16 protein-coding genes are annotated in these 21332 nt (G+C 38.6%); 8 read left to right on the forward strand and 8 right to left on the reverse strand.

What is annotated here, in order from left to right; all coding sequences use genetic code 11:
• Positions 1–87: 87 nt before the first annotated feature.
• Entirely contained in the window at positions 88–1155 is a 1068-nt protein-coding gene (locus BLO34_RS02295; protein WP_090752233.1) for a DUF262 domain-containing protein, read from the reverse strand.
• Positions 1155–1970, reverse strand: coding sequence for an FRG domain-containing protein (locus BLO34_RS02300; RefSeq protein ID WP_090752234.1), 816 nt, complete (start codon positions 1968–1970; stop codon positions 1155–1157). Before BLO34_RS02300 ends, BLO34_RS02295 begins: the two co-directional genes overlap by 1 nt.
• A 272-nt stretch (positions 1971–2242) precedes the next feature.
• Between BLO34_RS02300 and BLO34_RS02305 the strand changes: the two genes are divergently transcribed.
• The 8 genes from BLO34_RS02305 (at position 2243) to BLO34_RS02340 (ending at position 15374) form a co-directional block, all read left to right on the forward strand.
• On the forward strand, positions 2243–3706 hold the full coding sequence (locus BLO34_RS02305; protein WP_090752236.1) for a circularly permuted type 2 ATP-grasp protein: 1464 nt from the start codon (positions 2243–2245) through the stop codon (positions 3704–3706).
• A 77-nt stretch (positions 3707–3783) separates the two neighbouring features.
• Entirely contained in the window at positions 3784–4725 is a 942-nt protein-coding gene (locus tag BLO34_RS02310) for an alpha-E domain-containing protein (RefSeq protein ID WP_090752237.1), read from the forward strand.
• A 32-nt stretch (positions 4726–4757) separates the two neighbouring features.
• On the forward strand, positions 4758–5723 hold the full coding sequence (locus tag BLO34_RS02315; RefSeq protein ID WP_090752239.1) for a transglutaminase domain-containing protein: 966 nt from the start codon (positions 4758–4760) through the stop codon (positions 5721–5723).
• A gap of 96 nt (positions 5724–5819) precedes the next feature.
• Positions 5820–10988 carry a translocation/assembly module TamB gene (locus BLO34_RS02320; RefSeq protein ID WP_090752241.1) on the forward strand — a complete coding sequence of 1723 codons (5169 nt, stop codon included), beginning with the start codon at positions 5820–5822 and terminating at the stop codon, positions 10986–10988.
• 18 nt (positions 10989–11006) lie between these two features.
• On the forward strand, positions 11007–13307 hold the full coding sequence (locus BLO34_RS02325; RefSeq protein ID WP_317039242.1) for a BamA/TamA family outer membrane protein: 2301 nt from the start codon (positions 11007–11009) through the stop codon (positions 13305–13307).
• Between the two features lie 86 nt (positions 13308–13393).
• Positions 13394–13891 carry a DUF805 domain-containing protein gene (locus BLO34_RS02330; protein ID WP_231959538.1) on the forward strand — a complete coding sequence of 166 codons (498 nt, stop codon included), beginning with the start codon at positions 13394–13396 and terminating at the stop codon, positions 13889–13891.
• A gap of 69 nt (positions 13892–13960) precedes the next feature.
• On the forward strand, positions 13961–15076 hold the full coding sequence (locus BLO34_RS02335; protein WP_090752244.1) for an endonuclease/exonuclease/phosphatase family protein: 1116 nt from the start codon (positions 13961–13963) through the stop codon (positions 15074–15076).
• 97 nt (positions 15077–15173) lie between these two features.
• Positions 15174–15374, forward strand: a complete 201-nt coding sequence (locus BLO34_RS02340) for a hypothetical protein (protein ID WP_090752246.1) — start codon at positions 15174–15176, stop codon at positions 15372–15374.
• 8 nt (positions 15375–15382) lie between these two features.
• Here BLO34_RS02340 and crcB read toward each other — a convergent pair whose 3' ends face one another.
• The 6 genes from crcB to BLO34_RS02370 all read right to left on the reverse strand — a co-directional run bounded on the left by crcB (position 15383) and on the right by BLO34_RS02370 (position 21256).
• Positions 15383–15754 carry a fluoride efflux transporter CrcB gene (crcB, locus tag BLO34_RS02345; protein ID WP_090752247.1) on the reverse strand — a complete coding sequence of 124 codons (372 nt, stop codon included), beginning with the start codon at positions 15752–15754 and terminating at the stop codon, positions 15383–15385.
• Positions 15754–16776 carry an SRPBCC family protein gene (locus tag BLO34_RS02350; RefSeq protein WP_090752249.1) on the reverse strand — a complete coding sequence of 341 codons (1023 nt, stop codon included), beginning with the start codon at positions 16774–16776 and terminating at the stop codon, positions 15754–15756. The genes crcB and BLO34_RS02350 overlap by 1 nt, the downstream gene beginning before the upstream one ends.
• Before the next feature lie 289 nt (positions 16777–17065).
• Positions 17066–17689: a response regulator gene (locus BLO34_RS02355; RefSeq protein WP_090752252.1), complete on the reverse strand. Its 624-nt coding sequence runs from the start codon at positions 17687–17689 to the stop codon at positions 17066–17068.
• Positions 17686–19449: a sensor histidine kinase gene (locus tag BLO34_RS02360; protein ID WP_090752253.1), complete on the reverse strand. Its 1764-nt coding sequence runs from the start codon at positions 19447–19449 to the stop codon at positions 17686–17688. The genes BLO34_RS02355 and BLO34_RS02360 overlap by 4 nt, the downstream gene beginning before the upstream one ends.
• Positions 19449–19820, reverse strand: coding sequence for a hypothetical protein (locus tag BLO34_RS02365; protein WP_090752255.1), 372 nt, complete (start codon positions 19818–19820; stop codon positions 19449–19451). The genes BLO34_RS02360 and BLO34_RS02365 overlap by 1 nt, the downstream gene beginning before the upstream one ends.
• Positions 19821–19918: 98 nt before the next feature.
• Positions 19919–21256 carry a M28 family peptidase gene (locus BLO34_RS02370; protein ID WP_090752257.1) on the reverse strand — a complete coding sequence of 446 codons (1338 nt, stop codon included), beginning with the start codon at positions 21254–21256 and terminating at the stop codon, positions 19919–19921.
• Positions 21257–21332 lie beyond the last annotated feature (76 nt).

Consider the following 21332-nt stretch of genomic DNA (forward strand, 5'->3'; position numbering starts at 1 on the left):
AATTTAGGTCAAATGCTAAATTGAAAATGCTTAAAACAAATTCAATCAGTGCTTTCCATATAGAAATTTGCTATAAATTGTAGAAGACTAAAGTGTTACTCTTATAATTTCTTCATTACCATACTCCTTGAACTTTCTTCTCAAAATTTTATAACATTCAGAAAGAGCTTTTTGAGTGTTCAAAGATCTTGACAAAGAGGAAAATGTTATGTAGTCTTCTACAAATAAAGTTTTACCGTTCACCTTTTCAGTTTCTTTAGCTATCAGTCTATTTTTATGAAATTCTACTAAGAATGAACGTAAATTATCATTTCCCAAATCGCTATAAAGTTTGTAATACACAGGTATCAATCCGCTGGATCTAAGAAGTGGATCTTTATCCAAAAATGATTTCCTCATTCGATCGAGAGTTTGTAAAACATTATTTTTCGCCGAGTCAAAATTATAGCTTTCGGCATCAACTGCTTCTTTAACAAATCGGTCTAGTTGAATTTTTTGTACATCTACAAAACGACCTCGAAATTCAGTAAGTAAAAGTTTTGCTGCTGTATTCCTACCTTGACTTCTTTGTGTACTAAAGTTAATACTTTTTTCAAAAAAATTGTGGCTACTTATTTGACGAATTAGGTCAGGAACAACACCTTCCATTGCATTTCTTAATTCTGCGCCATTTAAAGCTTTACTGTTGTTTAATCTTACGAATAGCTCATTTATCTTAGAAAAATCGTCCGTCAAAATACTAACAACTGAAAGATTGTAGTTTTCAAATTTTGAAGATATTTTCGGGAATTTGATTTTCAAATCTTTGTAGCTTAATCCCGCTAGTTTCATTGAAGGATCGTCCAGATAAATAAAGTCATCATTCAAAGTTATTTTACTTTCGAAGAAATCAAATATCGCTTCAAATCTTTGTTTACCGTCGATGATTGCGTAAGGTTTTTTAGAGGTATTCAAATTTGATTGAGTGATAGTGAAATCTGCGATATAAAGTTTTGGTAAATCGAATCCATTGAGAATCGAATCTATCAAAAAGGATTTATCTTTTTTACTCCATAAATTCCCTTTTCGTTGATATGGTGGATCGAAGTCTAAATCTTCTTTCTGAGTGAACCACCAACTTAAAGTTTTGGTTTCAAAATTTCTAATTGTAAACATTAAATACTGAATTTATAAAATCGTTGAATTTCTTTACTTAGACCGTCAAGATCTGGAAAGACTGTTGAATCGGTAATTCCTATAGAAATTAACGAATTAAGGACTTTGTCAACATTATTTTTTGGAATATCAATTCGATATAAGGCGTCGTTGGCAAATCCACTTTCGACAAGAGTATCCATTGGTGTTGTTTGTTTTCCGAAAATCGTAAAAACTCCGCGCTGCGCTACAATTCTGGTGCTGTTGTGATTACCATAAATAGCAATTGGTTTGTCTCTCATATGTTCCGGCTGACCACTCAATGGTTGGTAACTATCTGTAAGTGTATGATCATGACTTAGTATTCCATTTTTATAGCTTACGTCCTCCAAAGCATGCCTGTTCCATCTGACAGGATCTAGTAACCAAACATTTATATCATCATCGTATTCCTTTTTCCCGCCTTTGAGCCACTTGAATTTTGCACTAGTACAGGCAAAATATAAAGCTACGTATGGATTTTCTGACCAATCTAAAAGCCTTGTTGGAGTACCAAAATGTTGCATGTAAAATAAAACTTCCCAAGAATTTTTAAGGTCTACTTTTCTTTCCAGAAAAGGTATTGATCTTTGTTTAAATCTTTGAATTATTTTAGATTCCAATTCAAGAATTTCCTTTTCCCCTGTTATCAAAGGATGTCTATGTAGTGTAGGAGTCAGCTTGTAATTACTATTCCCTGATCCTCTAAACCATAGTGTTTTATCGATAGTATTCGTAATTGTTTTCGATATATAACTGGTATAAGCGTTTAATGATTTGACTTCCTTTATTTCCAAATTAAAATTATTTTACATCACGAATTTAATCTAAAGACACGTATATAAAACTACCCTAACTATTTTCGTTTTTAAAATGTGTCTTTCCTTAAATTATTTTCTACGTGGTCTTTGCGAATTCGAGAATAACTAAACAATAATGTTGCGAATATTATTTCTTATATTTTTACTCTTACAATAATGCCGATTAAAATAGCTAATTCTTTCATTTTTAAGTATAAATTAATTCGCAGGCTGAATTATAAATAGTATTTTAACTTAAAAGCCAACGAATGATTCAATCCAACCATCCCATTTTTTCTTCATACGAGAGAAATCCAGAGCTCTTTGATGAGATTTTTGATAATGACGGTAATGTAAAGCAGATGTACCAAAAGCTTTTTGATATCTATAGTGAACATAGTATTGAGGATTTTGCGACTTTGAATAATAATGCTAAATCCTCTTTCTTCAATCAAGGAATCACCTTTCAGGTGTATGGTGATAAGGAAACTAAAGAGAAGATATTTCCCTTTGACCTGTTTCCGCGCATAATAGATGCTAAAGAATGGGACCATATTGAGCGTGGCGTGCTGCAGCGCAGTAAAGCTTTGAACCATTTTTTACATGATGTTTACCACGAGAAAAAAATTATCAAGGCAGGAATCGTACCTCTTGAGCTGATCAGCTCCAGTACGAATTATCTCAATCAAATGAATGGACTCGAGCCACCAGGTGGGATTTATAACCATATATCTGGAACAGACTTGATCAAGCATAGTGATGGAGAATATTATGTACTGGAGGATAACATACGTTGTCCTTCTGGAGTGAGTTATGTGATCTGTAACAGGACAGCTTTGAAGAAGGCACTTTTTGGTGTATTCAACGAATACCAAACTTTTACGGTGACTGATTATGCTCAAAACCTGCTGGAGATCATGCAAACCGTAAGACCCAACGGTGTAGATGAACCTAATTGCGTGGTGATCACTCCAGGAATTTACAATTCCGCTTACTATGAACATTCTTACCTAGCTAAAGCAATGGGCGTGGAGCTGGTAGAAGGTCGTGATCTATATGTTGAGAATGATTTTGTCTACATGCAAACCATCAATGGACCAGAACGAGTCGATGTTATTTATAGACGTATCGATGATCAATTTATCGACCCGCTAGAGTTCAAGCCTGATTCTACGTTGGGTGTTCCTGGATTGTTCTCTGCTTACAGAAAAGGTAATGTGACCTTAGTCAATGCGCCAGGAACTGGAGTTGCAGACGATAAAGCCATCTATACCTACATGCCAGAGATCATCAAATTCTATTTGAATGAAGAGCCTATTTTGAACAATGTCCACACCTACCATTGCAGCAGACCTGATGAATTAAAGTATGTATTGGAAAATATCGATAAGCTAGTCATCAAACCAGTCGATGAAGCTGGTGGATATGGTATTTCCATAGGGAACCGTCTCACCAAGGATGAGATTGAAGAGGTGAAGAAAACCATCCAAGCCGCTCCTAGAAAATACATCGCTCAGCCCATCATGTCACTAAGCGTGCATGCCACTTATATAGAGGAGGCCAATTCTTTTGAACCTCGTCACGTAGACTTGAGAACCTACACCATACTTGGAAAGGACAAGGAATTTGTACTTAAAGGCGGATTGACCAGAGTAGCACTCAAAAAGGGAAATCTGATCGTGAACTCATCACAAGGCGGCGGTTCCAAAGATACCTGGGTCCTTAAATCGTAATGAAGAATGTCGTGATTACGCTTTCGCGAAAGCGGACTTATCCAAAACCTCCAACCTTAACCCATTAATACCTATTTATGTTAGCACGTGTTGCAAATAATTTATTCTGGATGGGACGTTATATAGAACGTTCTGAGCATATTGCCAGATTTTTGAGTGTCAATTATTTTTCGTCGCTAGATGCGCCCAGTGAAGCCTCTCAATCGCGCCAGCGTGTATTGCGATCTTCCTTGTTTATGGCTAATAGAATGGCAAAAGATGAATCCATAATTCTTGATGAATCGCAAGTTTTGTACGACATAGGATTAAATCCAGACGAGTACTTTTCCATTTTAAATACAGTAAAAAATGCGCGTGAAAATGCTAATGGTGCAAGAGATGTTATATCAACAGAATTCTATGAAGCGCTGAATAAATTTTATCATTCCGTATCCAATTATGATGTGGAATTTTACAAGACAAAAGGCTTGTTTGACTTCACCGTACTTATTATAGAATCTACCGCCATCCTGCGTGAAAAAATTAGAGGAACGTTATTTCACGATGAGATTTATGCGATAATCATGTTAGGTATAAGTGTTGAGAGAGCCATACAGGTGAGTCATATCATAGAGAATAAATATCTGGATGCTACTCATGAGTCTAATATCAATGAGTTTGATAAAAGTTATGAATGGACTACGTTATTGAAATGTATTGAATCACATGACATGATGCGCCGTCATTATAAAAGGACTCCGGATGCTGGAAATGTTTTGGAATTTTTAATTTTGCATCCTGATTGTCCAAGATCTATTATGAATAGTATTAATAGAGCGCATCGCCATATAGAAGAGATTTCACAAGAGAAGTTACCAAGCAGAGGTTCTGCAGAATATCTGGTAGGTAGAATTCAAGCAAAATATGCCTATTTACAAGTAGAAACCATTGAGAATAACATACCTCAAAACTTAAAAGAAATTCAAGAAGACCTTTACCAAATCGCATCTACCATTGAGAGCGAATATTTCAAATATTAATTTTACCCTTTAAGCGCTATTGCGTTACAACGATGTCATTAAAATATCAAATCTTTTACCAAGCTACCAATACCTACCAGTCTCCATTGAAAGAGGCACTATGGCAATTTTTGATTATTCCAGAGAATAGCAAGAATCAAAACATTCACAACTTTTCTTTTAAGAATTCTGAGTCGATTGCCTATCAAGAATCGATTGATGGTTTCGGCAATCAGGTATTGCGCGTCAGCACCAAAAAACCGATCACAAAAATTGAATTCACTGCAGAAGTGGAACTGGAAAAAGTCAAGGTTAATCCGTTTGAGAATATCCAGATTACAAACCCTTCAGATGATTATAAAACCATTAACGACTTAGGATTTAAGGTAGAGCATGAATCTTTTCTCTCACCAACTGATCAAACGCGAATTCCCTCAGCGTTTCAGGATCTGTATGTGTTTGATACAGCGAAAACCATTTTTGATAACCTTCTAGATCTCAATAAATTTCTATTTGATTATTTTGATTTCAAGACAGAGGTGACTGATACAACTACTGGAATTGACGATATCCTACAACAGAAACAAGGTGTATGTCAGGACTTCACCCATGTATTTTGCGGTATCGCAAGATTGAACCACATACCAACGCGTTATGTTTCTGGCTATTTGCATCAAAACAATGGACTTGTAGGAGATCTTCAAATGCATGCTTGGATCGAGTGTTTCATACCTGAAAATGGTTGGGTTGGATTTGATCCTACTAATAATCTGCTCGCCGCAGACAATCATATTAAGGTAACTCATGGTAGAGATTATAAGGATTGTGCACCTATCAAAGGATTGATTTATTGCCAAGGCGACGGTACGAACGAGACCGTTTATACTGTAAGGGTTAAAACGGTAGAGGAATTTGAGGAAAACCCTATCCAGAATAAGATCCAGTTCCAAAAACAGGATTATGGTGTGGAGCAATTAAAACAGCGACAGATTCAATGGCAACAACAGCAGCAGCAATAGGATTTACACAATCTTATGCTAATGCCGATGGCTTTACAATTGGATTTTAGCAATTTGCGATCCCTAATAGCGTTTCCCTAAACGCAAAACCGTCACGTGGAAGAAAACGATAAAAAGACTACCAAAAAAGTAAGGAAATACCGCTGGCTGCGCAGACTAGGCCGTGTTTTTCTAGGTATTCTTGTTTTCCTAATTCTTCTAGTTCTATTTATTCGCAGTCCTTGGGGCCAGGATATTATCGTAGGTCAAGCCGTTAACTATGTAGAAGGCAAAACGGGAACTGAGGTTTCCATAGACAAAGCATTTGTCACATTTGGCGGCAATATAGAACTGGATGGCGTTTACCTGGCAGATAAGAAAGGAGATACGCTCGTCTATTCAAAAAGTCTGGAAGCGAGCGTCCCATTGTGGCCTATCATTAATGGCGGTGGCATAGGTCTAGATTATGCTCGCTGGGATGGTTTGAAGGCTCGTATAAATCGCAAGGACACGGTAGAAGGATTTAATTACCAATTTTTAATCGATGCCTTTGTGGTAGAAGATACCACGACAACCTCAGAGCCACTTCAATTTTCACTGGGTGATCTTGATTTCACCAATTTTGATATCACTCTCAATGACGATGTAGAAGAGCTGGATGCCATTATAAAGTTTGAAGCTTTCAATCTTTCCATGAATGAATTGGATCTGGATAAGATGATTGTGGATATTGATGAGGTATCACTAACAAATGCCATAATCAAGTATGATAAGGACACGGTTACCGCTTTCGCGAAAGCAGAACCCGACGACGATCCCAACACAGATACAACCATCGCAGAAGCTATTACAGACGATGCTGGAGATTCACCATTACCTAGAATTACCGTTGGGAATTTAAAATTGGATCGTGTCAGGTTGGGATATGAATCTGTTCCTGATGCGTTAGATTTGGATAGTTTTATTGGCTTACTGGAAACATCCATTTCAAAAGCAGATGTACAAGACAGCAACTTTGTAGTGGACTTTTTCACGCTTAACGATAGCGAAGTCAAACTCGCCATGCGAACTGTGGAAAGTGAAACTACAGCTACAAATACCGCGGCCGCACCATTTGAATGGCCAGATTTTATAATTGATGTCCAGGATATCGATCTTAACAACAATTCAGTGGATTACAGACTGGACGGTGCTGCACCTAAACCCAATCAGTTTGATCCTAATGCGATCGTTATAAGCAATCTTAGGTTGCTTACAGACGATATTCATTACGAAAACCAAAAAGCAACCGCTACTATTGATGAACTTGCTTTTGACGAAGGTTCTGGAATCAATGTGAACCAGTTTTCGTTAGCCGTCACTGCTTCAGACCAGACGATTGATATCACAGATCTTAATGCGCAGGTCAACAACAATTCCCTTCAAGGAAAGGTACAATTGGGTTATGATAGCATGAATAGCTTTATCAATAATCCAGAAAATGTACAACTGGACGTCGCTATTCCCAATTATAGCATCGATTTGACTGATGTCTTTAGATTTCAGCCTGACTTGAGATCCAATGAATATTTACTCGCTCTTAGTAAGAGACAACTTACTGGAAGTTTAAAAGCAACGGGTTCGACTGCAGCGATGCAAATCCCCAATCTTGTGGCAAATTGGGGAAATCAGACCGCCATCATGGCTACAGGTAGCTTGCGCAACGCCACAGATCCTGACAATCTATACATCGACTTTCCATCCATAAAAATACGATCTACTAGAGCAGACATGCGACGTTTTGTGAACGAGCAGGAGCTAGGTGTACAATTACCAGAGCGCTTCTCGCTGGCTGGAAATGCTCAAGGCCAGGTCGATGATATCAATGCAAAAGCGACACTGACAACGTCTGCGGGTAACATCAAACTGGATGGAAGTTTCAAGAATCAAAATGTGATGGCTTTTAATGCCACTGTAGAAGGAAGAGAAATCGATCTGGGTAGCATATTGCAGAATCCACAGTTGGGTAAATTGAGTCTGGATTTGAAAACCAGCGGTTCTGGATCGACCATTAATGATCTAGACGCTGTAATAGATGCGAGTATCAATAGTTTCACCTATAACGGATATGAAATCAAAAATCTTCCCATTAATGGTTCTTTCAAAAATGGAAACGGATCTGTTACTTCAAAATACAAAGATGATAATATCAACCTGAATTTAGATAGTCAAATCCAATTGGATAGCGTGGCAACCCAAGCAAATGTGCAGTTAGATATTGCTGGCGTTGATCTGCGAGCTTTTGGGATTACTAACCAAAATGTAAAAGCAGCAGGAAACATATCCGCGCAATTTAAGGGTGATGCTACTAATTATGAAGTGAATTCTACCATCACTGATGGTATTGCCGTTTTTGACAATCAGTCTTATTTGTTGGGTACGGTAGATCTCGATGCTTTTGTACGTCCAGACACTACATCTGTTGATGTTAGGAACAAAATGTTGGATTTGGAATTGCGCTCTAATGCAGACCCTGCGGCACTTGCCAGTGCGTTACAACGACACATAGATCGCTATTTGACTACTAATGTAAGCATGGACACCATCCAGCCAGTGGTAATGAAAATAAATGGTTCATTGAGGCCAGCACCTATTTTGAGAGATGTGATGTTGCCTAGCCTTGAGGCGCTGGACACCGTGAAGATTGCCATGAATTTCAATGAACTGGATCGCAAATTAGATACAGATATCACAGCTCCCTATATTAAATATGCTGGTAGTGAAATCGATAGCCTGGTCATTACCTCTAGGTCTGATGAGCAAAATTTGACATTTGATGTGGGATTCAAAGATCTAGAATCTGGACCGCTGGCAATCAAGCGTACCAATCTCAATGGAGTCGTTTCACAAAGTGAACTAAACCTTGACTTTATCTCTTATGATGATGAAGAAGTATTGATGCATTTTGGGAGCACGCTTTCGCGAAAGCGTAACGATCAAGGAATTGAAGACCTACTATTCAGGCTTAAGTTGGATGATTTAATCCTCAATAAGAAACCGTGGACCATACCAAATGATAATAGTGTGGCCTACGGCGATAATCTCATTACGTTCAATAATTTCAAGCTATCCAATGAATCCCAAAGCGTTGAGTTGCGTAGCGATTTGACAGGTGTCGATAAGGATCACGTGGCCTTGTTGCTCAATAATTTTAGATTACAGGCGCTTTTGAGCTTATTAAATCCAGATGAAAAATTAGCTAGCGGCAGCCTCAATGGAGAATTGGTCTTGGAAGATATTTTTGGCAAGATGGGATTCACAGCAGATCTTAACATTCAAGACTTGAACGTATTTGAAGTACCGCTAGGTGTGTTGACGCTGGATGCAGATTCTGGTTCAGGTGACCTTTATACGATGAACATGACCTTGAAAGGTGATGATGTGGATATGGAACTGGCCGGTGATTACCGAGTAGATCCTGTGGCTGCGCAGATAGATCTTAATCTAGATCTACAGCGATTGAGTATGTCTACCGTAAGTGGTATTGCGTCAGATTTTTTAAGTGATGGAAAAGGTTATCTCTCTGGAGAAATGAATCTGAATGGAACCACTTTGGAGCCTATTTATGAAGGTAATTTTAATTTCAATCAGGCAGGATTTACCGTGAATATGCTCGACGCACCTTTTCTTATGCAGGATGAGGAACTTATCGTTAATAACGATGGGCTCGTCTTCAATAATTTTGAAGTAAGAGATGCAGACAATAATATCTTCTCGGTTGATGGAAACATAGGAACGGAAGATCTATTAACACCAACCTTTGACCTGAGGTTAAAGGCAGACAATTTTACCGCTTTAAATTCTACCGCTGGTGATAATGATCTCTATTACGGTAAAGCCACCTTTGACGCTACTGCAACTGTAACAGGTGATCTTACGATTCCTGTGGTTGATTTGACACTAGATGTTGATGATTCAACAGATGTTACTTATGTTATGCCGGCTACAGAACTTGATATTGTACAGCGTGATGGTATCGTACAGTTTGTCAATAAAGAAAATCCAGATGCGATATTGACGCAGACCGAAGATGAAAGCGCCACACTTACTGGATACGACATTACCGCAGACATGCGAATTACAAACGGAGCTAAAGTCAATGTCATCGTCGATCCAACCACGGGTGATAACCTGCAGGTGACCGGTGATGGAGATTTGAAATTTAGAATGACTCCTAATGGCCGTATGACGCTTTCGGGACGTTATGAGATCAACGATGGGTTTTATGAGCTAAGTCTTTACGAAATAGTTTCCAGAAGATTTGATCTTGCTAAAGGCGGTAGCGTTTCTTGGTCTGGTGATCCATTTGATGCCAGCCTAAATGTGAGTGCGATATATGAAGTTGAGACGAGTGCAAGTTCATTAATGGCTTCAAGAACGAGTGGAAGTGATATTACTCAATTAACACAATTCCGTCAGGTGTTGCCATTCTTAGTTTATCTAAATGTTGATGGAGAATTAACGGCACCAGTAATTAGCTTTAGACTGGATATGCCAGAAGATGAACAAGGTTATGCTGGTGGTCAGGTCTATTCACAAGTACAGCAATTGAATAGCCAAGAGCAAGAATTGAACAAACAGGTGTTCTCTTTATTGGTACTCAATAAATTCTTCCCAACCAGTGGCTCGGATGGTAGTTCTGGTGGAACGGCAGCGATTGCCAGAGACAATTTGAACCAAGCGCTAAGTGATCAGTTGAATCAGTTTGGCGGAAAATTATTGGGGAATACTGGAGTGGATCTAAACTTTGGACTAGATAGTTATACCGATTATTCCAGCGGTGATGCGCGTGATCGCACAACACTAGACGTCGCAGCGAGCAAAAAATTGTTGGATGATCGTCTAATTGTAAGTGTAGGTAGTGAGGTAGATATTCAGGGAAGCGCTGCACCTTCAGAAGGTCAAACACCTGTCATAGGTAATGTAAGTCTAGAATATTTACTTAACGAATCTGGCCAGTGGCGATTGAAAGGATTCCGTAAGAATCAGTTTGATAATGTGATTGATGGACAGTTAATCGTGAGTGGTATAAGTCTCATTTTCACCAAGGAATTCAACGAATTCAAAAACCTGTTTACTAAAACGGTTCAAGAAGAAGCTGCAGCCGCAAAAAGAAGAGAAGACGCCGAAAAGAAGAAAGAGAAGGAAAAGGCAGATGCTGCCAGAAAGGAAGAAGAGGAAGCGCAACGACAGTTGGAAGCAACAAAAAAAGAGCGCGAGGCACAGCAGAAGAAAGAGAATAATTAAGAGTTTAAAAATATCTCATTGATAAAAAGACACTATATAAGAATTAGCATTTTGCTTGTCACGCTCATGGCAGTTTATTCATGTGCCGTGAAAAAATATGTACCAGAAGATGAGCTCTTATTGGATTCTTATGACCTCGATGTTAAAGTGGATTCTGCTGCAACGGTGGAGAATGTGGATGCTTTAACTGCAGAACTTTTAAAAGCAATTTCTCCCAAACCTAATTCCAAGATTTTGGGATTGCGACCAGGACTGCATTATTACTATAAAGTTAATGTCGATAGTGCCGGTTGGTTTAGAAAGTTCATGAATAAAAAGATAGGTGAAGATCCAGTCTATTTATCAGATGTAGAACAGGAATCAACCAGAGACCTAATCAGAAATCGATTAGAAAATCGCGGATTTTTTTTCAGCGAGATTGGAACTACTGTAGAACGCAATGAAGATGTTAAAGAAGCAACGGTAGGCTATCAGGTTACTTTGCCGCAACCTTACACCATGGAAACCTATCAAGTAGATAGGGATTCGATTCCGTTTTATGATTTATTGGAGCAGCAAGTCCAAACTTCGCCCATTAAGAAAGGATCAAGGTTTGATTTATCCGCAATGAAGCTAGAACGTGAGCGTATCGATGCGGACCTCAAAGAAAAAGGCTATTACAATTTCAATTCAGGATTTTTAATTTTTCAGGCAGATACCAATAGATACGATAATCGCAAGTTTGATTTGTTTTTAAAACTCAAACAAGATGTTCCTAGTAAGGCCGTAAAGCCCTATAGATTGAAGGAAATCAACGTGTATCCTCACAACACCGTTGGTGCAGATAGTACCCGACAAGACACCACCAGATTTGACAATAAAAATTACATTCAGGATGAGAACTTCTTTAGAGTAGATCGATTGGATCCTTTCATTACACTAACTGAAGGTGAGTTGTACAGCCCAGAAAAATCAAAAGCCACCAGCCGTAGATTGGGATCCATAGGAGCCTACAAATTTGTAAACATCGAGTATACTGAGGTAGATTCCATGCTTAACGATTCTGTTAATTATCTGGAGGCAAATATCTATTTATCACCGCTTAATAAGCGGGCTATAAGAGCAGAGCTGCAAGGAGTCACCAAATCCAACGATTTTGCAGGTCCTAGTTTGGGACTTACCTTTTCAAACAGAAACCTTTTTAGAGGTGGCGAGCTACTCAACCTAAAAGCTAGAGCAGCTTATGAAGTTCAAATTGCTGGTAGTAGTCAAGCAGGACTTACCAGTACAGAGTTTGCGTTAGGTGCAGACCTTATTTTCCCTAGAGTGATCTCGCCCATTTCTTTTGATAGTGATGTTTTTGAGTATTCGATTCCTAAAACTATTATTAGTCTGGAAGCTAACCTATTAAATCGTAGTGCATTATATGGGCTATTGACGTTTTCTGGAAGTTTTGGTTATGTGTGGCAAGCCAATAAATATGTTACACACGAGTTGGATCCCATCGCAATTAATTATGTCAATTTGCTGTACCAATCTGAGGAGTTTGATGCTATTCTGAATGACAATCCATTCCTTAGAACAAGTTTTGACCAGCAGTTTATATCTGGATTGAACTATAGCTTTACCTATAATGGTATGTTGCGCACGAACCGCCGCAGTCTGTTTTATGTAAATAGTAATCTGGACGTAGCTGGTAATTCCATCAGTTTATTAGGCCAGGATGGTGATCCAGATCCTGACACTGGAGAGATAAAGGACGAATTTTTGGGATTGGAATATGCACAGTATGCAAAAGTCGATGTAGACTTTAGATATCATTTTATCACTGGAGAAGACCAGCGCATTGCCACCAGGCTTTTTGCTGGAATAGGAGTTCCTTATGGGAACAGCGACGTGATGCCATTTAGCAAACAATACTTTTCTGGTGGTGCGTACAGTGTTCGCGCCTTTAGAACGAGATCCTTAGGTCCAGGAACCTACACGCCACCAGATGCTGATAGTCGATCCTTTTTTGATCAATCTGGTAACTTACGACTTGAGGCAAACGTGGAATATCGCTTTCCTATTTTTGGTTATGTGAAAGGAGCATTTTTTGCAGATGCCGGTAACGTTTGGAATACCACGGATAATGGTTTGCCAGGTGGTAAGTTTAGCGGTAATTTCTATAATGAATTAGGGATAGGCGCTGGTGCTGGTATACGAGTCGACGTTCAGGGTTTTGTGATCAGGTTTGACCTTGCCGCACCGTTGCACGATCCTTCATTGCCAGAAGGCGATCGATGGGTCAACGATTTTGGCAGTCCTGTGTTCAATTTCGCAATTGGTTACCCGTTTTAATTGTTAATAGGGTTGTATAAATAGTTCGCTTTCGCGAAAGCGCAATTTCCAATTTTCATATCTTTCATCGATCAAAACCAACCAAAATGTCAGATCTCAATCAACCAGCATCCAACTCAAACTACCAACCCACAAGACATCACCGTCCAGAAGATGGAACCGTTGCATCTAAGGGAATGATGGATTATGTCAAGACGTGCTTCAATAAATACGCAGACTTTAATGGACGCGCTCGTCGTTCAGAATTTTGGTATTTCTATCTCTTCAATATCATCGTATTCTTTGCACTTTACATTCCTGTTATTGCTTTACTAGTTGCGGAAAGTGATTTAGTGATACTTCCTGGAATTTTACTGGGTATCTATGGGTTGGGAGTTATACTGCCTACTCTTGCTGTCATAGTTCGTAGACTGCATGATACTGGTCGTAGCGGCTGGTATTATTTAATGGCTTTGATACCGCTCGTTGGTAATATTATATTGTTGATTTTTTGGGTTGAAGACAGCAAGCCAGGAACCAACGAATGGGGTCCCAATCCTAAAGCCATGGCTCAAGATAATTTTGAAAACGATGCTTTTGTTTAGAAGTGCTAAATATTAGGTAATTTCTTACAGACCCATGGTCATAAGGCTATATTTAAAAAAATTGATATTATGAACTGGAGAATTACATTTCAAATTATAGGTTTAATTGCGGCATTATTGTCACTAGTTCCGTTATTCGCTGCAGACTTTTGGTGGATTAGAGTATTCGATTTCCCACACCTTCAATTGGCTGCGTTTACCTTAATTGCCATCATCCTTTATTTCTTTACTTTCAAACCACGATGGATTAAGGATTACCTATACATTGGTATTCTAATAGGTTGTTTTGCCTTTCAAATGACAAAGATCTATAAGTTCTTACCCATAAGTAGTAATGAGGTTTTAGCAAGTACTGAAGGAATTTCTGAAAATAAAGAATTCACAGTATTCACAGCAAACGTTCTTGAATCCAATGAGAGTAGTGAAAAGCTTTTCAAAGATATACAAGATCAAAATCCAGATATAATTCTCTTCACTGAAACTAATAGCAGATGGCTCAATACAATAAGTAGTAAAATAGGCCAAGATTACCCTTACAAGGTGGAACAGCCTCAAGACAATACTTACGGAATGATATTGTACTCAAAACTACCAATTCGTAATTCATCAATCAACTTTATGGTTGATGAAGGGATACCTTCAATTGATGCACAAATACAGTTGAAAGATGGCAACTGGTTCCAATTACTGGCTATACATCCAACTCCACCTATGCCGCAACACAATCCTAAGAGTACCGATCGTGATACCGAGTTGATGAGAACGGCCATTAAGAGTTATAATTCAGATCTTCCAGTAGTAGTTCTAGGAGACTTTAATGATGTCGCGTGGTCTGACCCAACTGAGTTGACTAAAAAGATAGGAAAACTGCTTGACTATCGCCTTGGACGTGGATTTTACAACACCTTTCATGCGCAGTATCCTATCATTATGCGCTGGAACTTAGATCATATATTAACGTCATCAGAATTTAGATACAAGAACGCTGGTACAGGTTCAGATTATGGTAGTGATCATTTTCCAGTATTTGTTACTTTGACCTACGAGCCAGAACTGGCTAAGGAGCAGGAAGCATCAGAGCCTACAGAAAATGAGTGGAAGAGAGCTAAGGATCAAATGAGTGAAAAAGGTATCGAAAGTTTTACAGAACTTCCTCCAGCATTTGAAGAGCTTATGGACAACTGATGAAAACCTTGTCTAGTTAATAAAATAGTAATTGTATGTGCTTTAACTTGAAAATGAGGAGTTCTCATTGAAATTTGTACTCTATAAATGAAACATCATGAATAAATTTATACTTATCCTAGCCATCATTGCTACCATTAGTGGTGTTGTAGGCTTTACCATTGATTTTGCTGGAACCACGTTCTTGAGAATGTTGTTTCTAGTAACGGCAGATATTGCTGTGATACTTCTTTTGGGAAAATTCCTTTTCCATTCTGAGAAAGCGAAAAGAATTGGACAGCGCATTAGAGTACGCTAGTACAGTTTTTAATTCATGGATTTGATCCATTGATAAGAAACAAAAACTGCGGTTATGCCTAAACTCGTACTTAGCAAAAAATAGCTGAGTGCTTGCAAGTAAGCAGTTTGTTTTAATAAAAAATATAATTCAGCAGAAAATGTGCTGAAGGTCGTCAGGCCACCACAAAAACCAACAGCCAGCAATAAGAATGTAGATTCTGATAGCTGGCTTTTGTCATTAAGAGCAAGAAAACTGCCCAGTAAGAGACATCCTATTACATTTACCGTAAGTGTAGGAATCCATTTGATACTTTCATTATTCATCCAGATGGAAAAGGCAAACCTTAAACAACTGCCTAAACCACCACCAATAAATACAAAGATTAAACTCTTGAGCATTATAGCACAGGTAAATAGACCTCAGTCAAATAATTTGCTGGATTAGCCTCTTTGTAGGAGTCTGTTTTGTAGAATTCAAACGGCGGCTGTTCAGAGCGTTCCAAACCATTTACCGTGATAAATCCTTCACCTATCTGCCATGCTTCTGGTAAATATTTATAATCGCCCTTTAAGGTGATTTTTACCGCTCTACCTGGTTCTTGAAAACCACATAGTATGGTAGAATTTACAGCAGTGATGACGCGATCCTTAACAGGAATCCCTGCCGAAAAGATAACGTTCTCTCTAGTCTCATCAAATTTTTCATAGATCACCATAGGCGCTCCATAACTATCAATATTGTTGCTACTCATGTAGCTTCTTATTTTTTGCAGCATTTGGGTTTGCAGCCTTGTAAAATTTTCCATGGTGCTGCTGGTTGACATATATAAATAATAGCCGCCACCATAATCAATCAATCCATCTGGGCTAATGGTATATTGATCCATCTTTTCTTGAAGATAAGTGTCAAGATTTACCAAGCTCTCATCATAGATATCACCCAGTTCCTGTTCCATATCAGTACCAGTAACCTTGTTGAAAATTTTGTCCACAAGTGTTTGGTCACCTTCTACGTGCATGGTCACTTGAGTTCCATCTTCAACCTCTACGAGCTGATAATCAATCTGGGCTTCTGATTTTCCCATGCTGTGTTCATACACAAAATCCATTTCCATGGATTTGTTTGGGTCCAGTTTTGTTATGGTTATAGTACCAGTACCGTACTCATCTGTAAAGGAATAGGCGCCATCCACGCCAGCGGTCTGGTCACGGTAAGTGACCTCCATATCTTCCTCATTTCTATAAGCATCCCAGTTCTCCCATTTTTTCAAGTCAGCGAGTTGTTCGTAAACCAGACTTTTGGGAGCTTCAACTACAGCAGATCTACTGACATCATAATGACCGTCTTGTAACGAGAAATAAATGGCGCCGGCGATGATCACTACCAGCAGTAAAATGAAAATATATTTGAGGGCTTTCATTGCTATACTTGATTTACAACCAAATATACAATTTAATTCCAGCGAGCTTAAACAAAAAAACTACCAGACGGTATCGCCTGGTAGCTATAAGGAATTGCTTCCAATTCCTTTCCCCTTTTCTTGATGTCTTACTTATTGATAAAAGTAAGCTGTGAGGAAAGGCTAGGGAATACCCAATAAAGGGTATAATATGTTAAAAAATAGTTAGTTAGAATTAGTTGCTAGCTTTTGAATGTAGCATTTAGATGGTATGTATATTGCTTTCGCGAAAGCGAAACAAACAACAGCCTTATTTATAGTGTTCATGTTTTTGCAAGGCATACCGCAACAATTCACCTTTACCGTGCAAGCCCAATTTCTGAATCATATTTTTGCGGTGTTTGTGGATCGTTCCCACGGCACAGTGTCTAATCTCCGCAATTTCTGAAGACTGATTACCAGCCGCTATAAGTTTAAGGATCTCACGCTCTGTATTAGAAAGTAATTCGTCTGCGTCATATGACTTTTTAGAAGTAGGGACAATCGTGATGGCGCTATCCATATAATTATTTCCTTGCATAACGGTAAGAATGGCTTCCCTAACAACAGATAAAGGTCGTATTTTGAGAATGTAACCTTCTGCTCCAGCGTCGATCATATCTCTAACGGCTTGGTCATCATCAAACATGGTAAATGCAATCACTTTAGTATGGGGATCAATCTCTTTCACCTTTTTGCAGACCTCGACGCCATTCATTCTGGGCATGCTTATATCAGTAAGGATAACGTGAGCTTGTTTATAATCTAAAAGTTTTACAAGTTCCACACCATCTTGTGCAGTGGCTACAACTTCTATTTCTGGATCGTTCGCAAAAAGCAATTTCAATCCATCGATGAGTGACTCGTGATCTTCAACAATGATAAGCTGAATCATAATATGGGAATTTCAATGGTGATGGTGGTTCCATGTCCAGCGCTGGAATCTATTTCCATAGTCCCGTCCATTTCCTCTACACGTTTTTCTATGCTGTACAATCCCATACCATCTGATTTTTGATCAATTTTTGCCTTGAAACCCTTACCATTATCTTCTACCATAAGATTGATGCTTTTTGCAGAGCCTATCACATTGACCGTCGCAGCAGTGGCACCAGCATGTTTGACAACATTACTAAGCAATTCCTGAATCATTCTGAAAATATTGAGTTCCAGTGAATTTTCAATATTGCGATCCATCTCATGACTGTAAACGGTGACCTTTATTTTGCCTGTATCGGTTAGGTTTTGTGCCAACTTTTGAACTGTTGGGATCAAGCCTTTACTTGCCAGCACACCATTATGCCTACTGTGCGACATACCGCGTATGGTGGCATAGGTTTCTTCTAGCAACTTATCTGTACGTGTATAGATTTCTTTTGAGGTATCTTCTTTAAAATGATCTTTGAGATTTTCAAAGTAAAGCCTGATCGTGGTCAAAGAACTGCCCAGGTCATCATGTAGCTCGCTTGCCAAATTTTTACGTTCTTTTTCCTGACCAGCGATCATGGCGTCTATGGTGGCAAGTTCTTGATTTTTCATCAAGTTATCTGCGCGTTGTTTTTCAAGTTCAGTTTCCTGTAAAGCCAGTCGTCGTTTTTTGTCTTGATTCTTATATACAAATATTCCACCAAGAAGCAATACCAATGCGCTACCAGCAATGGAAATGATCATCGTTTTTTGACGCTCATTGTCTGCACTTAACTCGGCATTTTCAAGTTTGCGTTCTTGGACTTGATATTTGGCTTCTAATTCTTGAACTGCTTTTAGGCGTTCTGTTCTATTAAGTGAATCATAATAAGAAATGTAATCCTTATAGGCCTCGATACCTTTCTTATATTCTTGATTGAGATCATAATTTTGTGCAAGATTATAATAGATATTTAGTTTTGAAGGGTTGATAGCTTGATCTTTTGATAATAGCAACGCTTTGTTCAAATTCTCAATGGCTTCATCGTACCTGCCTAGACTATTCAAGGTATTTGCTATGTTATTGAAGAAGGCAATTTTAGTTGGTAAGTATTCCTTATTCTCTACGTATGCTCGGGATTTCTCATAATAAATCATTGCAGAATCAAATTGCTCTGCTTTATCATGAATCGTTGCGATATTTATAAGCGTATTCCCATGAATGACTTTTAGATTAGACTCTTCAGCAATCACTCGATCCTCATGTAATAATGCTAATTGCTTTTGGAATTTAAATGGATCTTCATTATTAATTTGGTAAAACTTATAACTGTTGCAATAAATGACATGTTTAGGGTCCTGAGTTTTTTCTGCTATGGCACAATTTTCAGCCATTAGCTCATTGGCAGTATTTTCACTGTCATCAAAAGAAAGCTGAGCATAAATGAGCTCATCATTCAATTTAAAAAGTAAGTCATAATTTCGATTGCCTAGTAGTTTTTTGGCATCTAGTAAAACCTGATAGGATTTGACTACTTCACCTTCCAAGTTAATTTTGCAAAGGGCAACCTCATAAAGGTATTTTGCTCTATTGAGCCTGTTAAACCCAACAGTATCAATCGTGATTAAGACTTCATTACCTTCTTTGTATTTACCCAAATAGTTTAGGCTACGCACTTCGTCTAAAAGATTGGTCTGGGCAAAACTCGTAGAGCAAACAAAAATTAAGAGGACTAAAATTAATCTCATTAAGGATTCCTTCTTACGATGATCGTTCCATCATCTGGAAAAGTGAAATCGTCTTCATCTTCTTTATCATCCATTAAAATGATAGTTGGGTACTCTATATTTTTTTCTAACTTCTTAGGTAGATTAAATTTATGGAGTGGCTTGGCATTCTTTTCTAGAGACACATATATCTTTTCGTCTTTGAATTTTACTTTACCTACTTGATAGTCTCCTTCCAATTGGCAAAAAACGATACTACTTAAAGAAAACTTGTCACTCCATTCAAAAAAGGCCCATAGATGGATACCGTTTCCTTCATAAATTGATATAGGTTTATAGCAGTTTGCTTGGGAAACTTCGGTTATTGGTTTGAAAGGATCTGATTTGGTCATTAGATTAGTTTTTTGAGGTTGGGTTCAAATATGCCTTTAAATTAGGCAAAAAAAAATACCCAATAATGGGTATTTTTCTTTGAAAGCTTTGTGTTTGCTTAGCGCATGGTTCCTGAGGGAAAGGATACGACACTTTCAGTACCGTCAGCTGCTACAGCTGCCACACCAAAAAATGAATTATCAATTACGATACCTTTTAGTGTAAATTCTGTGATGTCGCCTACATATCTGGAATTATCCCAAGTAGGACTTGTAGTATCTCTCCAGTAGATTTTATAGCCTACCGCTCCAGGAACTTTTTCCCAAGCCAGTTTTGCGTCTGCCTCAACAATACCGCCTATTCTTACATTTTCTGGTCGGGTAGGAGCCCATGCGAGTTGTGCCAGGTTGATTGCATTTACTGCAGTAAGTTTCTTAGCATAAGGGAAGTTAACATGCTCTACTACATCTCCATAAGCGATGCCATTTTCTACTCTAATATCTTGATGCTGCTGTGTATAATTTTCATGCGCTTCCATTATTCTGATTCCTGCAAAACCTAAATCATTAAATGGTCTATGGTGTCCACCACGACCAAAACGATCCAATCGATACACCATCATAGGCTTCATCTCTGGCATGTAATTCTGCACGCTTTTGTGAATGTACCTAGCTAGCTGTCTGGAGATCCCATCTACCTCGCCGCCATAGAAACGACGGCCATTGCGCTCGCGCTCAGTCTCGGTCGGGTCAGTTGGTTCAGAGAAGATTCTGAATTCGCGATTATCAATCACACCATCCACACCTTCAATATTTCCTATCATGTCATTGTTTAAAAAACCTATGACGTTCCATTCCTTTTCTTTGGCATATTCAGCCAGTCCTTTCCCACCGAAGAGTCCTTGTTCCTCACCACTCAACCCAACATAAACAATGGAATTTCTAAACTTGCGCTTGCTCAATACTCGAGCGGCTTCAATGGTACCAGCCATACCGCTGGCGTTATCATTTGCTCCAGGAGCATCTTTAGTAAAATCAGATCCATCGCTGTTACGGGAATCGATGTCACCACTCATCATTACAAAATCGTTCGGGTTCGTTGATCCACGCTGGATAGCGACCACATTGACTACATAGGTATCCATGGGTATACGATTGCTCATCTCTTTGGTCACAAGATCTTTTTGATAGAATACCTCGAGGCATCCACCACAGTCGGCGCTGATTTTATCAAATTCTGCTTTGATCCAGCGTCTCGCGGCACCTATCCCACGAGTATCACTTATGGTATCAGAAAAGGTGTTGCGAGTACCAAATCCAGCCAGCCTGCGCACATCACTTTCAATACGATCTGCACTGACCTCGTCAATGATCTTATAAATATCCTGCTGATTTGCAGAAGGAACTTGGGCAAACGATAAACCACTTGCAAGAATGAAAATAGGAAGAAACTTCATGTAAATTTTTGTTTTAAAGATAGCGGTTGTTACGCTTTCGCGAAAGCGGAATACCAACAATCCTGATTACTTCACA

It is taken from the genome of Nonlabens sp. Hel1_33_55 (assembly GCF_900101765.1).
Lineage (GTDB): Bacteria > Bacteroidota > Bacteroidia > Flavobacteriales > Flavobacteriaceae > Nonlabens.

Coding starts and splice junctions, on each gene's coding strand:
- BLO34_RS02365 (WP_090752255.1), bottom strand. CDS start 19,820: ATGACCAAATCAGATCCTTTCAAACCAATAACCGAAGTTTCCCAAGCA.
- BLO34_RS02335 (WP_090752244.1), top strand. CDS start 13,961: ATGAACTGGAGAATTACATTTCAAATTATAGGTTTAATTGCGGCATTA.
- BLO34_RS02360 (WP_090752253.1), bottom strand. CDS start 19,449: ATGAGATTAATTTTAGTCCTCTTAATTTTTGTTTGCTCTACGAGTTTT.
- crcB (WP_090752247.1), bottom strand. CDS start 15,754: ATGCTCAAGAGTTTAATCTTTGTATTTATTGGTGGTGGTTTAGGCAGT.
- BLO34_RS02370 (WP_090752257.1), bottom strand. CDS start 21,256: ATGAAGTTTCTTCCTATTTTCATTCTTGCAAGTGGTTTATCGTTTGCC.
- BLO34_RS02305 (WP_090752236.1), top strand. CDS start 2,243: ATGATTCAATCCAACCATCCCATTTTTTCTTCATACGAGAGAAATCCA.
- BLO34_RS02310 (WP_090752237.1), top strand. CDS start 3,784: ATGTTAGCACGTGTTGCAAATAATTTATTCTGGATGGGACGTTATATA.
- BLO34_RS02330 (WP_231959538.1), top strand. CDS start 13,394: ATGTCAGATCTCAATCAACCAGCATCCAACTCAAACTACCAACCCACA.
- BLO34_RS02315 (WP_090752239.1), top strand. CDS start 4,758: ATGTCATTAAAATATCAAATCTTTTACCAAGCTACCAATACCTACCAG.
- BLO34_RS02350 (WP_090752249.1), bottom strand. CDS start 16,776: ATGAAAGCCCTCAAATATATTTTCATTTTACTGCTGGTAGTGATCATC.
- BLO34_RS02340 (WP_090752246.1), top strand. CDS start 15,174: ATGAATAAATTTATACTTATCCTAGCCATCATTGCTACCATTAGTGGT.
- BLO34_RS02295 (WP_090752233.1), bottom strand. CDS start 1,155: ATGTTTACAATTAGAAATTTTGAAACCAAAACTTTAAGTTGGTGGTTC.
- BLO34_RS02355 (WP_090752252.1), bottom strand. CDS start 17,689: ATGATTCAGCTTATCATTGTTGAAGATCACGAGTCACTCATCGATGGA.